15 protein-coding genes are annotated in these 14,975 nt (G+C 57.8%); 3 read left to right on the forward strand and 12 right to left on the reverse strand.

Going from position 1 to position 14,975, the window contains the following annotated elements; translation table 11 throughout:
- The 7 genes from MUU53_RS13215 to MUU53_RS13245 all read right to left on the reverse strand — a co-directional run bounded on the left by MUU53_RS13215 (position 1) and on the right by MUU53_RS13245 (position 7,856).
- Entirely contained in the window at positions 1–1,776 is a 1,776-nt protein-coding gene (locus MUU53_RS13215) for an N-acetylglutaminylglutamine amidotransferase (RefSeq protein ID WP_247261303.1), read from the reverse strand.
- A gap of 165 nt (positions 1,777–1,941) precedes the next feature.
- Complete coding sequence (locus tag MUU53_RS13220; RefSeq protein WP_247261304.1) at positions 1,942–3,252, reverse strand: L-fuconate dehydratase; 1,311 nt, start codon at positions 3,250–3,252, stop codon at positions 1,942–1,944.
- A 53-nt stretch (positions 3,253–3,305) separates the two neighbouring features.
- Positions 3,306–4,151 carry a fumarylacetoacetate hydrolase family protein gene (locus tag MUU53_RS13225; RefSeq protein ID WP_165134422.1) on the reverse strand — a complete coding sequence of 282 codons (846 nt, stop codon included), beginning with the start codon at positions 4,149–4,151 and terminating at the stop codon, positions 3,306–3,308.
- 25 nt (positions 4,152–4,176) lie between these two features.
- Positions 4,177–4,908: an SDR family oxidoreductase gene (locus MUU53_RS13230; protein WP_247261305.1), complete on the reverse strand. Its 732-nt coding sequence runs from the start codon at positions 4,906–4,908 to the stop codon at positions 4,177–4,179.
- Positions 4,909–5,004: 96 nt separating this feature from the next.
- The gene (locus tag MUU53_RS13235; RefSeq protein WP_247261306.1) at positions 5,005–6,012 is read right to left on the reverse strand and encodes a zinc-binding alcohol dehydrogenase family protein; all 1,008 of its coding nucleotides are present in this window, start codon (positions 6,010–6,012) and stop codon (positions 5,005–5,007) included.
- Between the two features lie 4 nt (positions 6,013–6,016).
- Positions 6,017–6,838 carry an amidohydrolase family protein gene (locus MUU53_RS13240; protein WP_247261307.1) on the reverse strand — a complete coding sequence of 274 codons (822 nt, stop codon included), beginning with the start codon at positions 6,836–6,838 and terminating at the stop codon, positions 6,017–6,019.
- A 4-nt stretch (positions 6,839–6,842) separates the two neighbouring features.
- A complete protein-coding gene (locus MUU53_RS13245; protein WP_247261308.1) occupies positions 6,843–7,856 on the reverse strand; it encodes an aldo/keto reductase in 1,014 nt (337 codons plus the stop codon).
- Positions 7,857–8,074: 218 nt separating this feature from the next.
- Here MUU53_RS13245 and MUU53_RS13250 point away from each other — a divergent pair, with 218 nt between their 5' ends.
- The 3 genes from MUU53_RS13250 (at position 8,075) to MUU53_RS13260 (ending at position 10,945) form a co-directional block, all read left to right on the forward strand.
- Positions 8,075–8,767 carry a FadR/GntR family transcriptional regulator gene (locus MUU53_RS13250; RefSeq protein WP_247261309.1) on the forward strand — a complete coding sequence of 231 codons (693 nt, stop codon included), beginning with the start codon at positions 8,075–8,077 and terminating at the stop codon, positions 8,765–8,767.
- Between the two features lie 96 nt (positions 8,768–8,863).
- Complete coding sequence (locus tag MUU53_RS13255; protein ID WP_247261310.1) at positions 8,864–10,396, forward strand: UxaA family hydrolase; 1,533 nt, start codon at positions 8,864–8,866, stop codon at positions 10,394–10,396.
- Positions 10,397–10,498: 102 nt separating this feature from the next.
- A complete protein-coding gene (locus MUU53_RS13260; RefSeq protein ID WP_247261311.1) occupies positions 10,499–10,945 on the forward strand; it encodes a DUF4112 domain-containing protein in 447 nt (148 codons plus the stop codon).
- On the opposite strand, the gene MUU53_RS13265 is transcribed toward MUU53_RS13260, so the two are convergent.
- Genes MUU53_RS13265 through cyoB form a run of 5 tightly spaced genes read right to left on the reverse strand, consistent with a single transcriptional unit; the run spans position 10,946 to position 14,962 of the window.
- Positions 10,946–11,119 (reverse strand): hypothetical protein, encoded by a 174-nt coding sequence (locus tag MUU53_RS13265; RefSeq protein ID WP_247261312.1) that lies wholly within the window; start codon positions 11,117–11,119, stop codon positions 10,946–10,948. It abuts the gene before it with no gap.
- 50 nt (positions 11,120–11,169) lie between these two features.
- The gene (locus MUU53_RS13270) at positions 11,170–11,895 is read right to left on the reverse strand and encodes an SURF1 family protein (protein WP_281435129.1); all 726 of its coding nucleotides are present in this window, start codon (positions 11,893–11,895) and stop codon (positions 11,170–11,172) included.
- Between the two features lie 30 nt (positions 11,896–11,925).
- Positions 11,926–12,333 carry a cytochrome o ubiquinol oxidase subunit IV gene (gene cyoD, locus MUU53_RS13275; protein WP_247261313.1) on the reverse strand — a complete coding sequence of 136 codons (408 nt, stop codon included), beginning with the start codon at positions 12,331–12,333 and terminating at the stop codon, positions 11,926–11,928.
- Positions 12,330–12,950: a cytochrome o ubiquinol oxidase subunit III gene (gene cyoC / locus MUU53_RS13280; protein WP_247261314.1), complete on the reverse strand. Its 621-nt coding sequence runs from the start codon at positions 12,948–12,950 to the stop codon at positions 12,330–12,332. The genes cyoD and cyoC overlap by 4 nt, the downstream gene beginning before the upstream one ends.
- Positions 12,951–12,955: 5 nt before the next feature.
- Positions 12,956–14,962: a cytochrome o ubiquinol oxidase subunit I gene (gene cyoB, locus MUU53_RS13285; protein ID WP_247261315.1), complete on the reverse strand. Its 2,007-nt coding sequence runs from the start codon at positions 14,960–14,962 to the stop codon at positions 12,956–12,958.
- Between the last annotated feature and the right edge of the window lie 13 nt (positions 14,963–14,975).

Here is a 14,975-nt window from a genome sequence, read left to right on the forward strand (position 1 = left end):
TCAGATTCCTTGCGCCTGCAGCCATAGTTCCAGAAGGCCAACCTGCCAGAGTTCGGAGCCCTGCAGCGGCGTGATGTGATCGGAGGGATTTGTGAAAAGCCGGTCGAGATAGGTTGGCCGGAAGATCGAGCGCTCGCGGGCAGCCTGCGAAGACATGGCGTCGCGCACCATGTCCAGATAGGGCCCATCGACATATTTCAGCTGCGGAACGGGGAAATAGCCCTTCTTCCGGTCGATCACCTCATGCGGCACCACAAGGCGGGCAGCGTCCTTGAGAACGCCCTTGCCGCCTTCGTTCAGCTTGAATTCCGGCGGGATTTTTGCGGCCAGCTCCACCAATTCGTGATCGAGGAAGGGGACGCGTGCTTCCAGTCCCCAGGCCATGGTCATGTTGTCGACGCGCTTGACCGGATCGTCCACCAGCATCACCTGGCTGTCGAGGCGAAGGGCGGCATCCACGGGCGTGGCTGCTCCTGCTTGCGTCAGATGCGCACGCACAAGTTCAAGGCTTGCATCGTGATCGGCAATCCAGTCATCGCCCAACTGGCTCTTCAGGGTCTCGTGGTTCCTGTCGAAGAACACACGGGCGTAATCACCCACGACATCCTTTGAATCCCCAAGAGGTGGATACCAGTGATAGCCGCCAAATACCTCATCGGCACCCTGGCCCGATTGCACGACGCGAATGTGCTTCGACACTTCCTTGGCCAACAGGTAGAAGCCCACATTGTCGTAGGAGACCATGGGTTCCGACATGGCCGAGATCACGCCGGGAAGGGCCGCCATCAGCTGGTCGGATGGCACGAAGATCTTGTGATGGTCGGTACCGAAATGTTTTGCGATCAGATCGGAATAGACGAACTCGTCACCCTTTTCGCCATTCGATTCCTCAAAGCCGACGGAAAAGGTCATCAGATCGTTCTGACCCTGTTCGGCCAACAGCCCGGTAATGATGCTGGAGTCCACACCGCCAGAGAGCAGCACGCCGACGGGTACATCTGCCACGGTGCGGCGCTTTACAGCCGCGCGCAGAGAACCCAGGACCAGGTCCCGCCAGTCCTCACGTGACAGACCTGCCATATAGGCATCACGCTCATAGGGCGGGTTCCAGTAACGGGTGTCCGTCTCGCTGCCATCGGGTTCGATTACGCGGATGGTTGCCGGGGGAAATTTCTTCACGCCATTCAGGATCGTGCGCGGTGGCGGCACCACGGCGTGGAAGCTCATGTAATGATGGAGTGCGATACGGTCGATGGAGGTATCGATGCCGCCGCCCTGAACGAGCGCGGGCAGGGACGAGGCAAAACGGACCGCACCATCGACATTCGCCAGATAGAGCGGCTTGATGCCGAAGCGGTCGCGGGCCATCACCACGCGGTTCGTATCACGCTCATGGATGACGAAGGCGAACATGCCGTGAAAGCGGTTGACGCAGTCTATGCCCCAGGCATGCCACGCTTTGAGGATGACTTCCGTATCTCCATGCGAGAAGAAGCGGTAGCCTTCCGCCTCGAGATCAGCCCGCAGTTCGGGATAGTTGTATATGCAGCCGTTGAAGGCAATCGTCAGGCCGAGTTCGCCATCCACCATGGGCTGGCGTGCCTTTTCTGAAAGATCGATGATCGACAAGCGCCGATGCGCAAGTGCAGTCGAACCATGAATGACGAGACCTGAACCATCCGGCCCGCGAGGCGCGATCGCCTCCATCATTCTGGCCTGTACCATGGGGGAGGGCTGGGTGCCGTCGAACCGAATTTCTCCGCAGATGCCACACACTGTTCTGTCCTTACCTCGCTGTCTTCATCGCATTTCACCCCGAAATTCGAGGCAATGAGACGTCAGGCCCGCGTTTGAGACGGGCCTGCACAGGAGGCCAAACGAGAAAATGCGCGTTTGGTTGCGATTTTTCTGGAACAGAATCCGGTTAGAGACTTCGCGTTCTCAAGCTGGACGGCTGTCGCCGGTACTGGCTTTCGTCGCGGCGAACTGGAATTGCACCAGCGTTTCCGGTTTCATTTCAATGGAAAAACCGGGCATGGAAGGCGGCATATAGGCGGCGTTCTCGATACGGCATGGGTCGAGGAAATGCTCATGCAGATGATCGACATATTCGATGACGCGGCCTTCCTTGGTGCCGGACACCGCCACATAGTCGATCATCGAAAGGTGCTGCACATATTCGCACAGCCCCACGCCACCGGCATGCGGCCATACCGGCAGGCCAAACTTCGCCGCAATCAGCAGAACGGCCAGAACCTCGTTCAACCCGCCCATGCGGCAACTATCGATCTGCACGATGTCGATAGCGCCTTCCGCGATGAACTGCTTGAACATGATGCGGTTCTGGCACATCTCGCCCGTTGCGACCTTTACCGGCGCAATGGACTGGCGGATCTTTCGGTGACCGGCCACATCATCAGGGCTTGTCGGTTCTTCAATGAAGAAGGGCTTGCAGAAGGAAAGCTGCTTCACCCAGTCTATGGCCTGATCAACTTCCCAGACCTGATTGGCATCAATCATCAGGTAGCGGTCTGGGCCAATCACTTCGCGGGCAATGCGCAGGCGGCGGATATCATCCTCAAGATCGCGCCCCACTTTCATCTTGATGTGGTTGAAGCCCGCGTCGATTGCCTCCTGGCACAGTCGGCGCAGCTTCTCGTCGTCATAGCCCAGCCATCCGGCAGAAGTCGTATAGCAGGCGTAACCTTCGCGTTCGAGGGTCGCGATGCGTTCCGCCTTGCCAGCCTCGGCTCGCTTCAGAATCGCAATCGCTTCCTCGCGGGTCAGCGCGTCAGTCAGATAGCGGTAGTCGACGATATCAGCGATATCTTCCGGTGACATGTCCGCCACCAGCCGCCAGACGGGTTTGCCTTCCTGTTTTGCAAGAAGATCCCAGAAGGCGTTGACCACGGCACCGGTCGCAAGGTGTATGGCGCCCTTGTCTGGCCCGATCCAGCGCAACTGGCTATCGCCCGTCAGATGGCGCCAGAACTTGCCGGGTGCCGCCTTGAAGGTTGCGAGATCACTTCCCACCACAAGATGGCGCATCGCCTCGATGGCCATGCAGCAGATGTCATTGCCGCGGCCGATGGTGAAGGTCAGGCCATGCCCGGCAAGGCCGGGCACGTCGGTTTCGAGGATCACATAGGCTGCCGAATAATCGGGATCCGGGTTCATGGCATCCGAACCATCAAGGCTCTGCGATGTCGGGAACCTGAGATCGACGATCCGCATGTCGGTTATTTTGGCCATGCTCATTCTCCGGGCAGCTTTATGAGTAAGAGACGATCAGGTATCGGCGCGGCTTATGTATCGGCGCGGAAAGTCTGCTTCTGTGTGCCGAGGCCTTCAATGCCGAGCTCGACGACATCTCCGGGCTTGAGATAGCGCGGCGGCTTCAGACCCATGCCGACGCCCGGAGGCGTGCCGGTGGAAATGACATCACCCGGATGCAGGCTCATGAACTGGCTGAGATAGGACACGAGGAAGGCCACGCCATAAACCATGGTGGCGGTGGAGCCGTTCTGCATGGTTTCACCGTTGACCTTGAGCCACATGTTGAGGTTCTGCGGATCGGCAACCTCATCCTTTGTCACCAGCCAGGGGCCTATGGGACCGAAGGTGTCGCAGGATTTACCCTTGGTCCACTGGCCGGAACGCTCGGTCTGGAAAGCGCGCTCGGATACATCGTGGCTCACGCAGTAGCCAGCCACGTAATCCAATGCTTCCGCTTCGGACACGTATTTCGCCTTTTTGCCGATGACGATGCCAAGCTCGACTTCCCAGTCGGTCTTTTCAGAGCCGCGCGGGATCAGCACATCGTCGTTCGGGCCGCAGATGGCGGAGCTTGCCTTCATGAAGATGACTGGCTCCGGCGGAACCGCCATGCCGGATTCTGCGGCGTGATCCGAATAGTTAAGGCCGATGCAGATGAACTTGCCGGTATTGGCGACGCAGGGGCCAAGACGTTCGGAGGCTGCCACTTCCGGCAGAGAAGATGCGTCCAGGGCAGCCAGCTTTGCCAGATTGGCCGGGTCCAGAACGGAGCCGGACAGATCGGCCACATGGGCGGAAATATCGCGGATCTTGCCATTGGCGTCCACCATGGCCGGACGTTCGGAACCGGGCGCGCCGTAACGAAGCAGTTTCATGTTCAAGTCCTTCTTGATGCGTGATTCAGATGGTCCAGCCGCCGTCGATGGCGATGGCCTGACCGGATGTGTAGGTGGCACCTGCCAGATAGACGGCGAGATCGGCAATCTCTTCCGGGTCGCCAATGCGGCCGATCGGCTGGCGAGCCACGAAGGCTGCGCGGGCCTTTTCATAATCGCCCTGCGCACGCAGGCGCTCCTGCAAGGACGGGCTATCGACCGTGCCGGGGCAGATGGCGTTGCAGCGAATATTGTGCGCCACATAGTCGGCGGCGACGGCCTTGGTCAGGCCGATCACGGCTGCCTTCGAGACGCCATAGGCGAAACGGTTCGGCACGCCCTTGATGCTGGAGGCGACGGAAGACATGTTGATGATCGCGCCATCCTTGCGCTCGATCATGCCCGGAAGCACGGCGCGAATGGTGCGGATCATCGCCTTGACGTTGAGGTCGATGGCGAAATCGAGGTCGCTATCCTTCATTTCGAGAATGGAGCCGCCGTGGACGACGCCTGCACAATTGAACAGTACGTCCACCTGCCCGATGTAATCGACGCAGGCCGTCACGGCTGCCTCATCCAGCACGTCGAGCGTACGTGTTCTCAGGCCGCCGAGCTTGGGCAATTCCTTCAGCGTCTTCTCGTTGATATCCGTCGCATGAACCGAGGCCCCCGCCTTGGCGAAGGCGATTGCGCTTGCGCGACCGATGCCTTGCCCCGCAGCGGTGATGAGTACCGTCTTCCCTCTCAGATCCGCCATGTTCGTCTCTTCTCCCGGCTCTCTGGCCTCTTTGTCGTAATGGCGCAGATTTTCCCCTCGCAGATCTGTTTGCAAGGACGATTTATGCAAAATCCGTCACACGCTGATCATTGCCTTCACAACACCCGCAGCAGGGTCGGTCAGGCCACCGAAAAGCTGCGGTACGTCCGAGAGGTTCATGCGATGGGTGATCAGCGCATCCGGCACTTCGCCTGCACGCATGGCGGCCATCACATATTCGAAGTCTGAAATCGTGGCGTTGCGGCTGCCGAGCAGTGTCGTTTCGCGCTTGTGGAATTCAGGATCGTTGAAGGTAATGTCGGACGCCACGATGGAAACCAGAACATAGGTCCCCGCATGGGCGACGAAGCCGAAGCCGCGCTCGATGGCCTTCGGGTTGCCGGTCGCATCGAACACGGCTTCGAAGAAATTGCCGTCGGTAATGTGTGAAAGCTCTTCCCGATCGCCCTCGCCAAGCTTAACCAGCGAGGTGATGCCGAGGTGATCGCGCGCGAAATCCAGCCGATCCTGGCGGCTGTCGATCAGCGTCACATCCGAACCCTCCAGCTTTGCAAACAGAGCGACGGCGAGACCGATCGGGCCCGCGCCCGCGATCAGCACCTTCTCGCCGCCACGAAGACCGGCACGGCGAACCGCATGCGCACCGATGGCCAGAAACTCCACCATGGCGGCCTGATCCAGCGTCAGGCCATCGGCCTTGATCAGGAATTCTTCCGGCAGGCAGAGATACTCCGTCATCCCGCCATCCCGATGAACGCCCAGCACGCCGATATTGCGGCAGCAATTGGTGCGCCCCTTGCGGCAGGCATCACAGGTTCCGCAGGAGATGTAGGGGATTATCGATACCGTATCGCCGGTCTCGAAGCGGCTCCCCTCTGCCGGTTCCACAATCGTTGCCGCCAGTTCGTGACCCATCACGCGCGGATAGGAGAGATAGGGCTGATTGCCGGTAAAGATGTGCAGATCGGTGCCGCATACGCCGACGCGACGAATGCGCACCAGCGCCTCGCCCGCAGCGGGAACGGGCTTGTCCCGTTCGATGGCGGACAGGCTTCCGGGGGTATCGCAGACGATGGTCAGCATGGTCTTATCCGTTCAGTCGATAGAAGGTGGAAGCATTGCCGCCAAAGACGGCCTGATGGTGGTCTGTGGGAACGATTTCGCGGCACTGATCATGCCAGCCTTGATAGTCGCCTGCCAGACGCAAGACCGGCCAGTCACTTCCCCAGAGGGTGCGCTCAGGTCCAAAGAGATCGAGAATGGTTTCCGCATAGGGCCGGATTGCCTGGGGCTTCTGGTCGCCTGCTTCCGTCAGCAAGCCGGACAGCTTGCAGGAGACGTTCGGAAGCTGGCTCAATGCCTCCATACCCTTGCGCCACAGGCTAATCTTGCCATCTGCGATATAGGCCTTGGCGCCATGGTCGATGACGATGCGAAGTTGCGAATGCTGTTTTGCAAATTCGTGGAAATGCGGCAGATGCGGCGGCAGGATGAGCGCATCAAAGGCGAGATCATGCTCGATCATGGTCTTTATTGCGGGTTCGACAGCAGAATCGCAGATCCATCTCAGATCGCTGATGCCCTGCAACATGGGGCGCAGGCCTTTGAGCTTCGGATGCTTTGCAAACTTGCGAACGCGCTCTGCCGCATCCGGTGCTTTCAGATCAGTCCAGCCAACGACGCCCTTGATGAAGGCATGGTGATCCGCCAGATCCAGCATGTAGACCGTATCGTCTTCGCTCTCACGCGTCTGGACCAGTATCGTGCCATCCGCTTGGGCCGATTTCAGCAGCGGCTCGAGATCTGACGGTTCGAAATCGCGGAAGATTGGTTCCAGATCCGGCGTTGGCCATTCGCCAACGCGGTCTGCCATTCGCCAAAAGTGCTGGTGCGCGTCAATCACCGGCATGTGCTCAGGCTCCATCACCCGGAACCGGAGCGCCCTCGGCGATCAGGCCGCGCTTCTTGAGGTTGGACCAGAAGGAGGCCGGGATGTCTTCCGCGAACCAGGCGGCGTTGGCCTTCAACTGTTCGCCATTGCGCGCACCGGAAACAATGGTGAGGGAGGCCGGATGGGCCAGCGGAAACTGCAGGGCTGCGGCCTGCATGGTCACGCCTTCTTCCTCGCAGGCGGCCTGTAGCGAATCCACCCGCGCCAGCAACTCAGGCGGTGCGTCCGTATAATTGAATTTCCTGTTGCCAGCCAGAATGCCGGAATTGAAGGCACCGGCGATCACGATGCCGACGCCTTTTTTGGCGCAGTCATCCATGAAGGAAAGGCTTTGTTGTTCCAGCAGCGTGTATCTTCCCGCCAGCATGCAGATGTCGATGTCGGCCACCTGCATGGCATCGCGAATGATCTCCCATTCGTTGACACCAAGGCCAATCGCGCGGGTTGAGCCTTCCTCGCGCAGCTTGCCAAGCGCACGGAAGCCGCCGCCTTCGGTCAACTGGCTCCAGTAATGCTCGTGTTGCTCGCCATGGGTCACGGTGCCGATGTCGTGCACATAGAGAATGTCGGGCTTGAGAATGCCCAGCCGCTGCTGGCTTGCCTCGAAGGAGCGCATGACGCCGTCATAGTTGTAGTCGAACACCGGGCGAAACGGCAGCGGTTCTGCATAGCCCTGTTCTTCCGGGCCGACGCTCTCGTCCGGTACCATCACACGCCCCACCTTGGTGCTCACGACATAATCTTCGCGCGGAAGATCAGTCAGCATCGTTCCGAGCCGTCGTTCGGAACGGGTGAAGCCGTAAAACGGGGCCGTATCGAAGTAGCGCAGCCCTGCATCCCAGGATGCCGTGAAGGCGCTCTTGGATTCGTCATAGGATGTCACACGGTAGAGATTGCCCATCTGGGCACAGCCGAGGCCCATGCCAGTCAGGCTGACACCGGTACGTGCATGAATGTGTCGATCGGTAATGTTCATCCGAGGTCTTCCTCCGGCCCGACATGTCACATTTGCCAGGCATTCTCCCTTGGAGGCTAGTGGTACGCGCGCTGATGAAACTGGTCAAGCCAATTTCGAAAAGCCTTCGGTTACCACATGCAGGTTTGATGATAGATCTTGTAATTCAATGCATCTATGCCGGTCTTGCCAGTTTATTTTTCCATGCCTATGGTAAGGCCAAATCATCGAGAGCCGTCATGAACAGTATCCGGCCCGTCGAGCGACGGCTTTACCAGCAGGTGGCGGACCAGATCCGCGCCTTGATCCAGACGGGGCATTTCCGGCTGGGGCAGCGCTTGCCTGCGGAGCGGGAACTCGCCCAGCAGCTGGGGGTTTCACGGCCGTCTCTTCGCGAGGCCCTGATTGCGCTTGAGATCGAAGGTGCCGTCGAGATCCGCATGGGGTCCGGCATCTATGTCAGCTCCAGCACCGAGCGGCGCAGCGTTTCAAGCTCCATCGGTGAAAGCCCGGTCGAGTTGATGGAGGCCCGGGCCATGGTCGAGAGCACGATCATTGTACAGGCCTGCGCCCGAATAACACTGGAGGGTTTGAAATCCGTTCGCCAGATTCTTGAAAGCATGCGCACCGATGTTGCCGAGGGGCGCAAGCCCGTTGAACTGGACCGTCAATTTCACCTTACTATCGCGCAGCAGGCTGGAAACGGTGTTTTGACGCGACTTGTCGGTGATCTCTTCGATGAGCGGCATAGCCCACTGGCAACACAATTGCGCGAGCATTTTGAGACGCCGGACATCTGGAGTCTGGCTCTTTCCGAGCACGAGGCGATTTTTGCCGCGCTCGAAGCTCGCGATCCTCTTCTGGCCCAGGTAGCCATGCACCGTCATCTGGAACAATCCAAACGCCGCTGGCTCGACAGTGAACCGCGTTAGCCGATTTCTTCAACGCATTTCCGGACGCAAAACCGCTCGACACTTTTGCTGGAAATGCTCGCTGAACCAAGGACCTCCGGGGAGGAGGAAGACATCATGAGTGATACTGTTTCGCCTACCATTCTGCTCAACGAAATCGATGATGTGGCTGTGGCCCGCCGCGCCATTCCCGCCGGACAACCGACCGGTTATCGTGATCTCAATGCTCGCGAACTGATTGCTCGCGGCCACAAGGTCGCCATTCGCGCTATTCCTTCGGGTCATGAAGTGCGCAAATACGGCCAGATCATTGGTCTCGCCACGCAGGATATCGAGGCCGGTTCGCATGTGCATCTGCACAATCTCGCCATGTTGCCCTCAGAGCACGAGCATCAATTCTGTGTCGATATCGAGGAAAAGGGCATGGTGCCGCTGGAAGAGCGCCGCACCTTCATGGGTTATGATCGTGGCATCGGCGGTGCCGGTACACGGAACTACATCGGCATCATCTCGTCGGTGAACTGTTCCGCCACTGTCTCTCGCTATATCGCCGATTACTTCAATCGCATGGGAGGGCTGGAAGGCTTCGAGAATGTTGATGGTGTCGTGGCGCTGACGCATGGCGGCGGCTGCGCGCTGAACAACAAGTCGGAAGGGTATCGCCTGCTTATCCGCACCATTCAGGGCTATGCGCGCCACCCCAATTTCGGCGGCATCCTGATGATCGGTCTCGGCTGCGAGACCAATCAGATCGCGCCGATCCTCGAACACTACAAAATGGAGGAGGGGGATCGTCTGCGGACGATGACGATCCAGCAATATGGCGGCACGAAGAAGACCATCGATGCGGCCATTGCGATGATCAAGGAAATGCTTCCATCGGTGAATGCCGCGCAACGCACGCCGCAGCCGCTTTCCAAGCTGAAGCTGGCGCTGGAATGCGGTGGCTCTGATGGCTATTCCGGCATTTCGGCCAATCCGGCGTTGGGTTATGCTTCGGATCTCATCGTGCGCCATGGCGGTACGACGGTTCTGTCCGAAACACCGGAGATTTATGGCGCCGAGCATCTTTTGACTCGGCGTGCGGTGACCGCCGCTGTTGCGCAAAAGCTTCTGGACCGGATTGACTGGTGGCGGGATTACACAGCCCGCAACGGTGATGAGCTGAACAACAATCCATCCCATGGCAACAAGCTCGGAGGCCTGACCACCATTCTGGAAAAGTCGCTCGGTGCCGTTGCCAAGGGTGGCTCCATGCCGCTCAAAGCCGTCTACGAATTTGCAGAAACTATCACCCAAACCGGCTTCGTCTTCATGGATACGCCCGGTTACGATCCGGTTGCTGTGACCGGACAGGTGGCAGGCGGCTGCAATGTCATCTGTTTCACCACTGGCCGCGGCTCGGTTTCCGGTTTCAAGCCTTCGCCTTGCATCAAGATCGCAACCAATACCGACATGTATGAGCACATGAAGGAGGACATGGATCTGAACTGCGGCGGTATCGTCACGGGTGACGAAACGATCGAGCAATCCGGAGAGCGTATCTTCGAACATGTTCTTGCCGTCGCATCTGGCCAGAAGACACTCAGCGAGATCTACGACTACGGCGACAATGAATTCGTGCCGTGGCAGGTCGGAGCCGTTACCTGATCGGTCACTAATATATTGGCGATCACTGTTGCAAACGCCCTTGGTGCTTCCCACTTCTCTGGTCGCGGTCATAGGACCGCGGACGTTCTGGAGGCATGAAAAATGGCAGGTGCAGGCGCAAAGGCTCAATTCGGGTTTTCTTCTCGAAATTCTCGTCGGGCTCATGCTACGGGCGCACTGGACGCAGAAAAACTGCGCCGGATCGGGCGGCTTGTGCGTCTTGCCCGTGTCATGGATTCCGCTGTCCGCATTCCAGGAATTGGACTTCGGTTAGGCGCGGATTCCCTTCTGGGCCTGCTGCCTGTTGTGGGTGACGCCACTGGTGCGCTTATCGGTGGCTTTATCATCAATGAGGCGAGACGACTGGGCATGCCACAGAACAAGCTTTTGCAAATGGCTGGCAACATCGGTGTCGATGCAGTACTCGGCAGCGTGCCGTTGCTGGGCGATGTCTTTGACGTCTACTTCAAGTCCCACCGCCGCAACGTGCAGATGATCCTCGATCACTTCGGTGTTAGCCGGGAGCAAGCTTTGAGAGCATCCCGCTGATCAGTTGGACGTCAGTGCCCCATAGAGCACGATAAAAATGTAGAGGCTGAAGGCGCCGAGCGCGTAGATAACAAAAAAGGTCACGATGTTGCGTCCGGCACGCTGTTTCCGAACTGCTGTCGGGCGGCTGTCTTCCGGGCTTGTGATGGGATCATTCTGGGGTTTGATGCTCATTATCTTGCTTGCTCCTTTGGCAAGGCCAACAAAGCAAACGGAATGAAGTTTCAGCTGACCATCTTTTTGCGTTTCAGTAGAAAATAGACCGCACCTGCGGACATGGCTGCAAGGCTGTACCAGGTCAGTGCATAGACCAGATGGCTGTTGCGGAATTTCACAATGGTCATCCCGCCCACCGGAAAGCCACCCGGGTTGGGTGTCGCATCCGTATCGATGAAATAGGGAGCGACATTGGTGAGGCTGCGTGCCTTCGCGATCGCCTCCACGTCGCGGGAGTACCACCGGTCGGCTGACGGATCATTAGTGCGCAGAAAACCGCCTTTCGGCTCACTTATCCGCAAGAGGCCCGTTATGGTAACGGGGTCTGTATATTGAGCTTCCTTGCGGACAGCAGGATCCCGCTTTTCTTTTGGCACGAAGCCGCGATTGATGAGGATGATCCCCTGATCCGCCGTCTGAAGTGGTGTGACCACCCAGAAGCCGGGGCCAAGTTCCGTGACAGCCTGGACGAGCGCCTCCTTGTCGTTCAACAGGCGGCCAGTCGCGGTCACACGCTTGTATTCGTCATTCGCCGTGCTGACATTGGTTGATGGGGGAGGGGCGGGAACCGGTTCTGCATGGATACGGGAATCGACGCGGGCGATCAGATCCAGTTTCCAGAACAGACGTTGCACCTGCCAGGTGCCAAGACCCAGAAAAACAAGAACGAGGCCCGCCATGATGGCCGCAAAAGCTGTATGGCGTTTTGCGGTTGTGTGGCGAGCCTCGATCATGATTTTCACTCTTCTGTAAAAACCTGCCCGTCAGGGCATGTTCTTCATCATTTCGGGGCTCATCGGCATCATGTTCGTGTTCAGGTGGTGCATGACCCACATGGAGCCCGCCAGCATGATGACCACGATGATGATTGTGAATATCATCGCCAGCATGGTCCACCCGCCTTCCGACCTGGTGTTCATATGCAGGAAGTAGATCATGTGGACGACCATCTGGATGCCGCCGAAAATGATGATGATGCCAACGGTGAGCGCGCGGCTCTCCAATACGTCACCCATGACCAACCAGAACGGAATGGCAGTCAGGATGACAGACAGGATGAAGCCGGTCATGTAGCTCTTGAAGCTGCCGTGGGCCGCCTCGTGACCCTGGCTGTGAGCATGATGCGTATTGTGGGCGCTCTCATGCGCCGGTGCGTGAGGGTGCGAACTCATCCGAGCACTCCTACCAGATAAACGAGGGAGAAGACGCCGATCCAAATCACGTCGAGGAAGTGCCAGAACATGGAAAGGCACATCAGTCGGCGGCGATTGTCTTCGATCAGGCCATACTTTGCAACCTGTACCATCAGCGTTACAAGCCAGATGCAGCCGAAGGTAACGTGAAGACCGTGGGTTCCGACCAGCGCGAAAAACGCCGACAGGAATGCAGAACGCTGCGGCGTCGCGCCCTCTTGGATCAGGTGGTGGAATTCATAAAGCTCGATTGCAAGGAAGGCGAGGCCGAAGAGACCGGTGATGCCCAGCCACATCAAGGTGCCGCTCTTATCACTCTTTTCCATCCGCAACATGGCAAAGCCATAGGTGATGGAGGAGAAGAGCAGCATGGCGGTGTTGATCGCCACAAGCTTGAGATCAAAAAGATCGGCTGGCGATGGCCCGGCCGCATAGTTGCGGCCGAGGACTGCGTAGGTTGCAAAGAGCACTGCGAACATCAGGCAGTCGCTCATCAGGTAGATCCAGAAGCCCAGATTGGTGCTGTTTTCCGGATGATGTTCTTCCGTCAGGTAAAAGACGGGTTTTTCGGACGTCGCCGCTTGTGTGTTGCTCATGATGATCAAGCCTGTTCCGCAAGCTGCTTGGTCCGGGCGTTCTCCGTGGCTGTGACGGTTTCGGCCTGGATATAGTAGTCACGCTTGTAATTGAAGGTATGTGCGATCGACACCACCATAATGGCGATGAACGACAAGGCTGCGAGCCACCACATGTACCATATCAGTCCAAAGGCCAGCGAGACACTGAATGCAGAGAGGATCACACCCGTTCCGGTATTCTTCGGCATGTGGATCGGCTTGAATCCTTCCAGCGGACGCACGTAGCCTCGGTTCTTCATGTCATACCAGCTGTCATGATCATAAACGACAGGCGTGAAGGCGAAATTGTACTCTGGCGGCGGCGAGGACGTAGACCATTCCAACGTACGGCCATTCCACGGATCGCCCGTCGTGTCTCGTAGCTGTTCACGCTTGAAGAAGCTGACGACGATCTGGATGACAAACGATGCAATACCCAGGGCGATTAGGAAGGCACCGAAGGCTGCGATGATGAACCAGATCTGCAGGGATGGATCTTCGAAGTGGTTAACGCGGCGCGTTACACCCATCAGGCCGAGAACGTAAAGCGGCATGAAGGCGAAATAGAAACCGGTCAGCCAGAACCAGAAGGACATCTTGCCCCAGAACGGATCGAGGCGATAGCCGAAGGCTTTCGGATACCAAAAGTTGATGCCCGCCAGCAGGCCGAATACGACGCCGCCGATGATCACGTTGTGAAAGTGTGCGACGAGGAAGAGCGAGTTATGCAACACGAAGTCGGCCGGAGGAATCGCCAGCATGACGCCGGTCATGCCGCCGATGACGAAGGTCACCATGAAGCCAATCGTCCAGTACATCGGTACTTCGTAACGAATGCGGCCGCGATACATGGTGAAGAGCCAGTTGAAGATCTTCGCGCCAGTCGGGATCGAAATGATCATGGTCGTGATGCCGAAGAAGGCGTTGACGCTTGCGCCCGAACCCATGGTGAAGAAGTGGTGCAGCCAGACGATGTAGGACAGGATCGTGATCACGACCGTAGCATAGACCATCGAGGCATAACCGAAGAGGCGCTTGCCCGAGTAGGTCGACACGATTTCCGAGAAGATGCCGAAGGCGGGCAGAATGAGAATGTAGACTTCTGGATGACCCCAGATCCAGATGAGGTTCACATACATCATCGGATTGCCGCCCAGATCGTTGGTGAAGAAATTCGTGCCAACGTAGCGGTCCAGGGTCAGAAGGACGAGTGTTGCCGTTAGGATCGGGAAGGATGCCACAATCAGAACGTTCGTGCAAAGCGATGTCCAGGTGAAGATCGGCATCTTCATCATGGTCATGCCGGGCGCACGCATCTTTACGATTGTCGCGATTAGGTTGATACCGGATAGTGTTGTGCCCACGCCGGCGACCTGCAGGCCCCAAATGTAATAATCGACACCCACGCCTGGAGAATAGTCGGCACCCGACAGCGGCGGATAGGCCAACCAACCCGTACGAGCAAACTCACCGACAAAAAGGGATATCATGATGATGACCGCACCGGCCGTCGTCATCCAGAACGAGAAATTATTCAGGAACGGGAAGGAAACGTCACGTGCACCGATCTGTAGCGGAACCACATAGTTCATGATTCCCGTCACCAAAGGCATGGCGAAGAAGAAGATCATGATCACGCCATGGGCCGTGAAGATCTGGTCATAGTGGTATGGCGGCAGGTAGCCCTCATTTGCGCCGAAGGCGATGGCCTGTTGAGTCCGCATCATGATAGCGTCTGCGAAGCCTCGCAGCAACATGACGAGCGACAGGATGACGTACATGATGCCGATCTTTTTATGATCGACGCTGGTGAACCACTCCCTCCAGAGATAGCCCCAGAGGCGGAAATAGGTGATCGCGCCGACGACAGCACTGCCGCCGATGACGACGACCACGAAAGTCGCCAGAATAATCGGGTCATGGGTAAAAGCGAGTGAGCTCCATGACAACCGTCCGAAAATGAATTCCATCAGGTTTGTGTTCGTAAACATGGCAGTTTCCAAT

The organism is Affinirhizobium lemnae, assembly GCF_022968395.1.
Taxonomy (GTDB): Bacteria; Pseudomonadota; Alphaproteobacteria; order Rhizobiales; family Rhizobiaceae; genus Neorhizobium; species Neorhizobium lemnae.

What these genes read in the sequence shown, in the direction of transcription:
- MUU53_RS13270 (WP_281435129.1), bottom strand. Translation starts at nt 11,895, where the DNA reads ATGATCGAGGCTCGCCACACAACCGCAAAACGCCATACAGCTTTTGCG.
- MUU53_RS13255 (WP_247261310.1), top strand. Translation starts at nt 8,864, where the DNA reads ATGAGTGATACTGTTTCGCCTACCATTCTGCTCAACGAAATCGATGAT.
- MUU53_RS13250 (WP_247261309.1), top strand. Translation starts at nt 8,075, where the DNA reads ATGAACAGTATCCGGCCCGTCGAGCGACGGCTTTACCAGCAGGTGGCG.
- MUU53_RS13245 (WP_247261308.1), bottom strand. Translation starts at nt 7,856, where the DNA reads ATGAACATTACCGATCGACACATTCATGCACGTACCGGTGTCAGCCTG.
- cyoC (WP_247261314.1), bottom strand. Translation starts at nt 12,950, where the DNA reads ATGAGCAACACACAAGCGGCGACGTCCGAAAAACCCGTCTTTTACCTG.
- MUU53_RS13260 (WP_247261311.1), top strand. Translation starts at nt 10,499, where the DNA reads ATGGCAGGTGCAGGCGCAAAGGCTCAATTCGGGTTTTCTTCTCGAAAT.
- MUU53_RS13240 (WP_247261307.1), bottom strand. Translation starts at nt 6,838, where the DNA reads ATGCCGGTGATTGACGCGCACCAGCACTTTTGGCGAATGGCAGACCGC.
- MUU53_RS13235 (WP_247261306.1), bottom strand. Translation starts at nt 6,012, where the DNA reads ATGCTGACCATCGTCTGCGATACCCCCGGAAGCCTGTCCGCCATCGAA.
- MUU53_RS13230 (WP_247261305.1), bottom strand. Translation starts at nt 4,908, where the DNA reads ATGGCGGATCTGAGAGGGAAGACGGTACTCATCACCGCTGCGGGGCAA.
- cyoD (WP_247261313.1), bottom strand. Translation starts at nt 12,333, where the DNA reads ATGAGTTCGCACCCTCACGCACCGGCGCATGAGAGCGCCCACAATACG.
- MUU53_RS13265 (WP_247261312.1), bottom strand. Translation starts at nt 11,119, where the DNA reads ATGAGCATCAAACCCCAGAATGATCCCATCACAAGCCCGGAAGACAGC.
- MUU53_RS13220 (WP_247261304.1), bottom strand. Translation starts at nt 3,252, where the DNA reads ATGGCCAAAATAACCGACATGCGGATCGTCGATCTCAGGTTCCCGACA.
- cyoB (WP_247261315.1), bottom strand. Translation starts at nt 14,962, where the DNA reads ATGTTTACGAACACAAACCTGATGGAATTCATTTTCGGACGGTTGTCA.
- MUU53_RS13225 (WP_165134422.1), bottom strand. Translation starts at nt 4,151, where the DNA reads ATGAAACTGCTTCGTTACGGCGCGCCCGGTTCCGAACGTCCGGCCATG.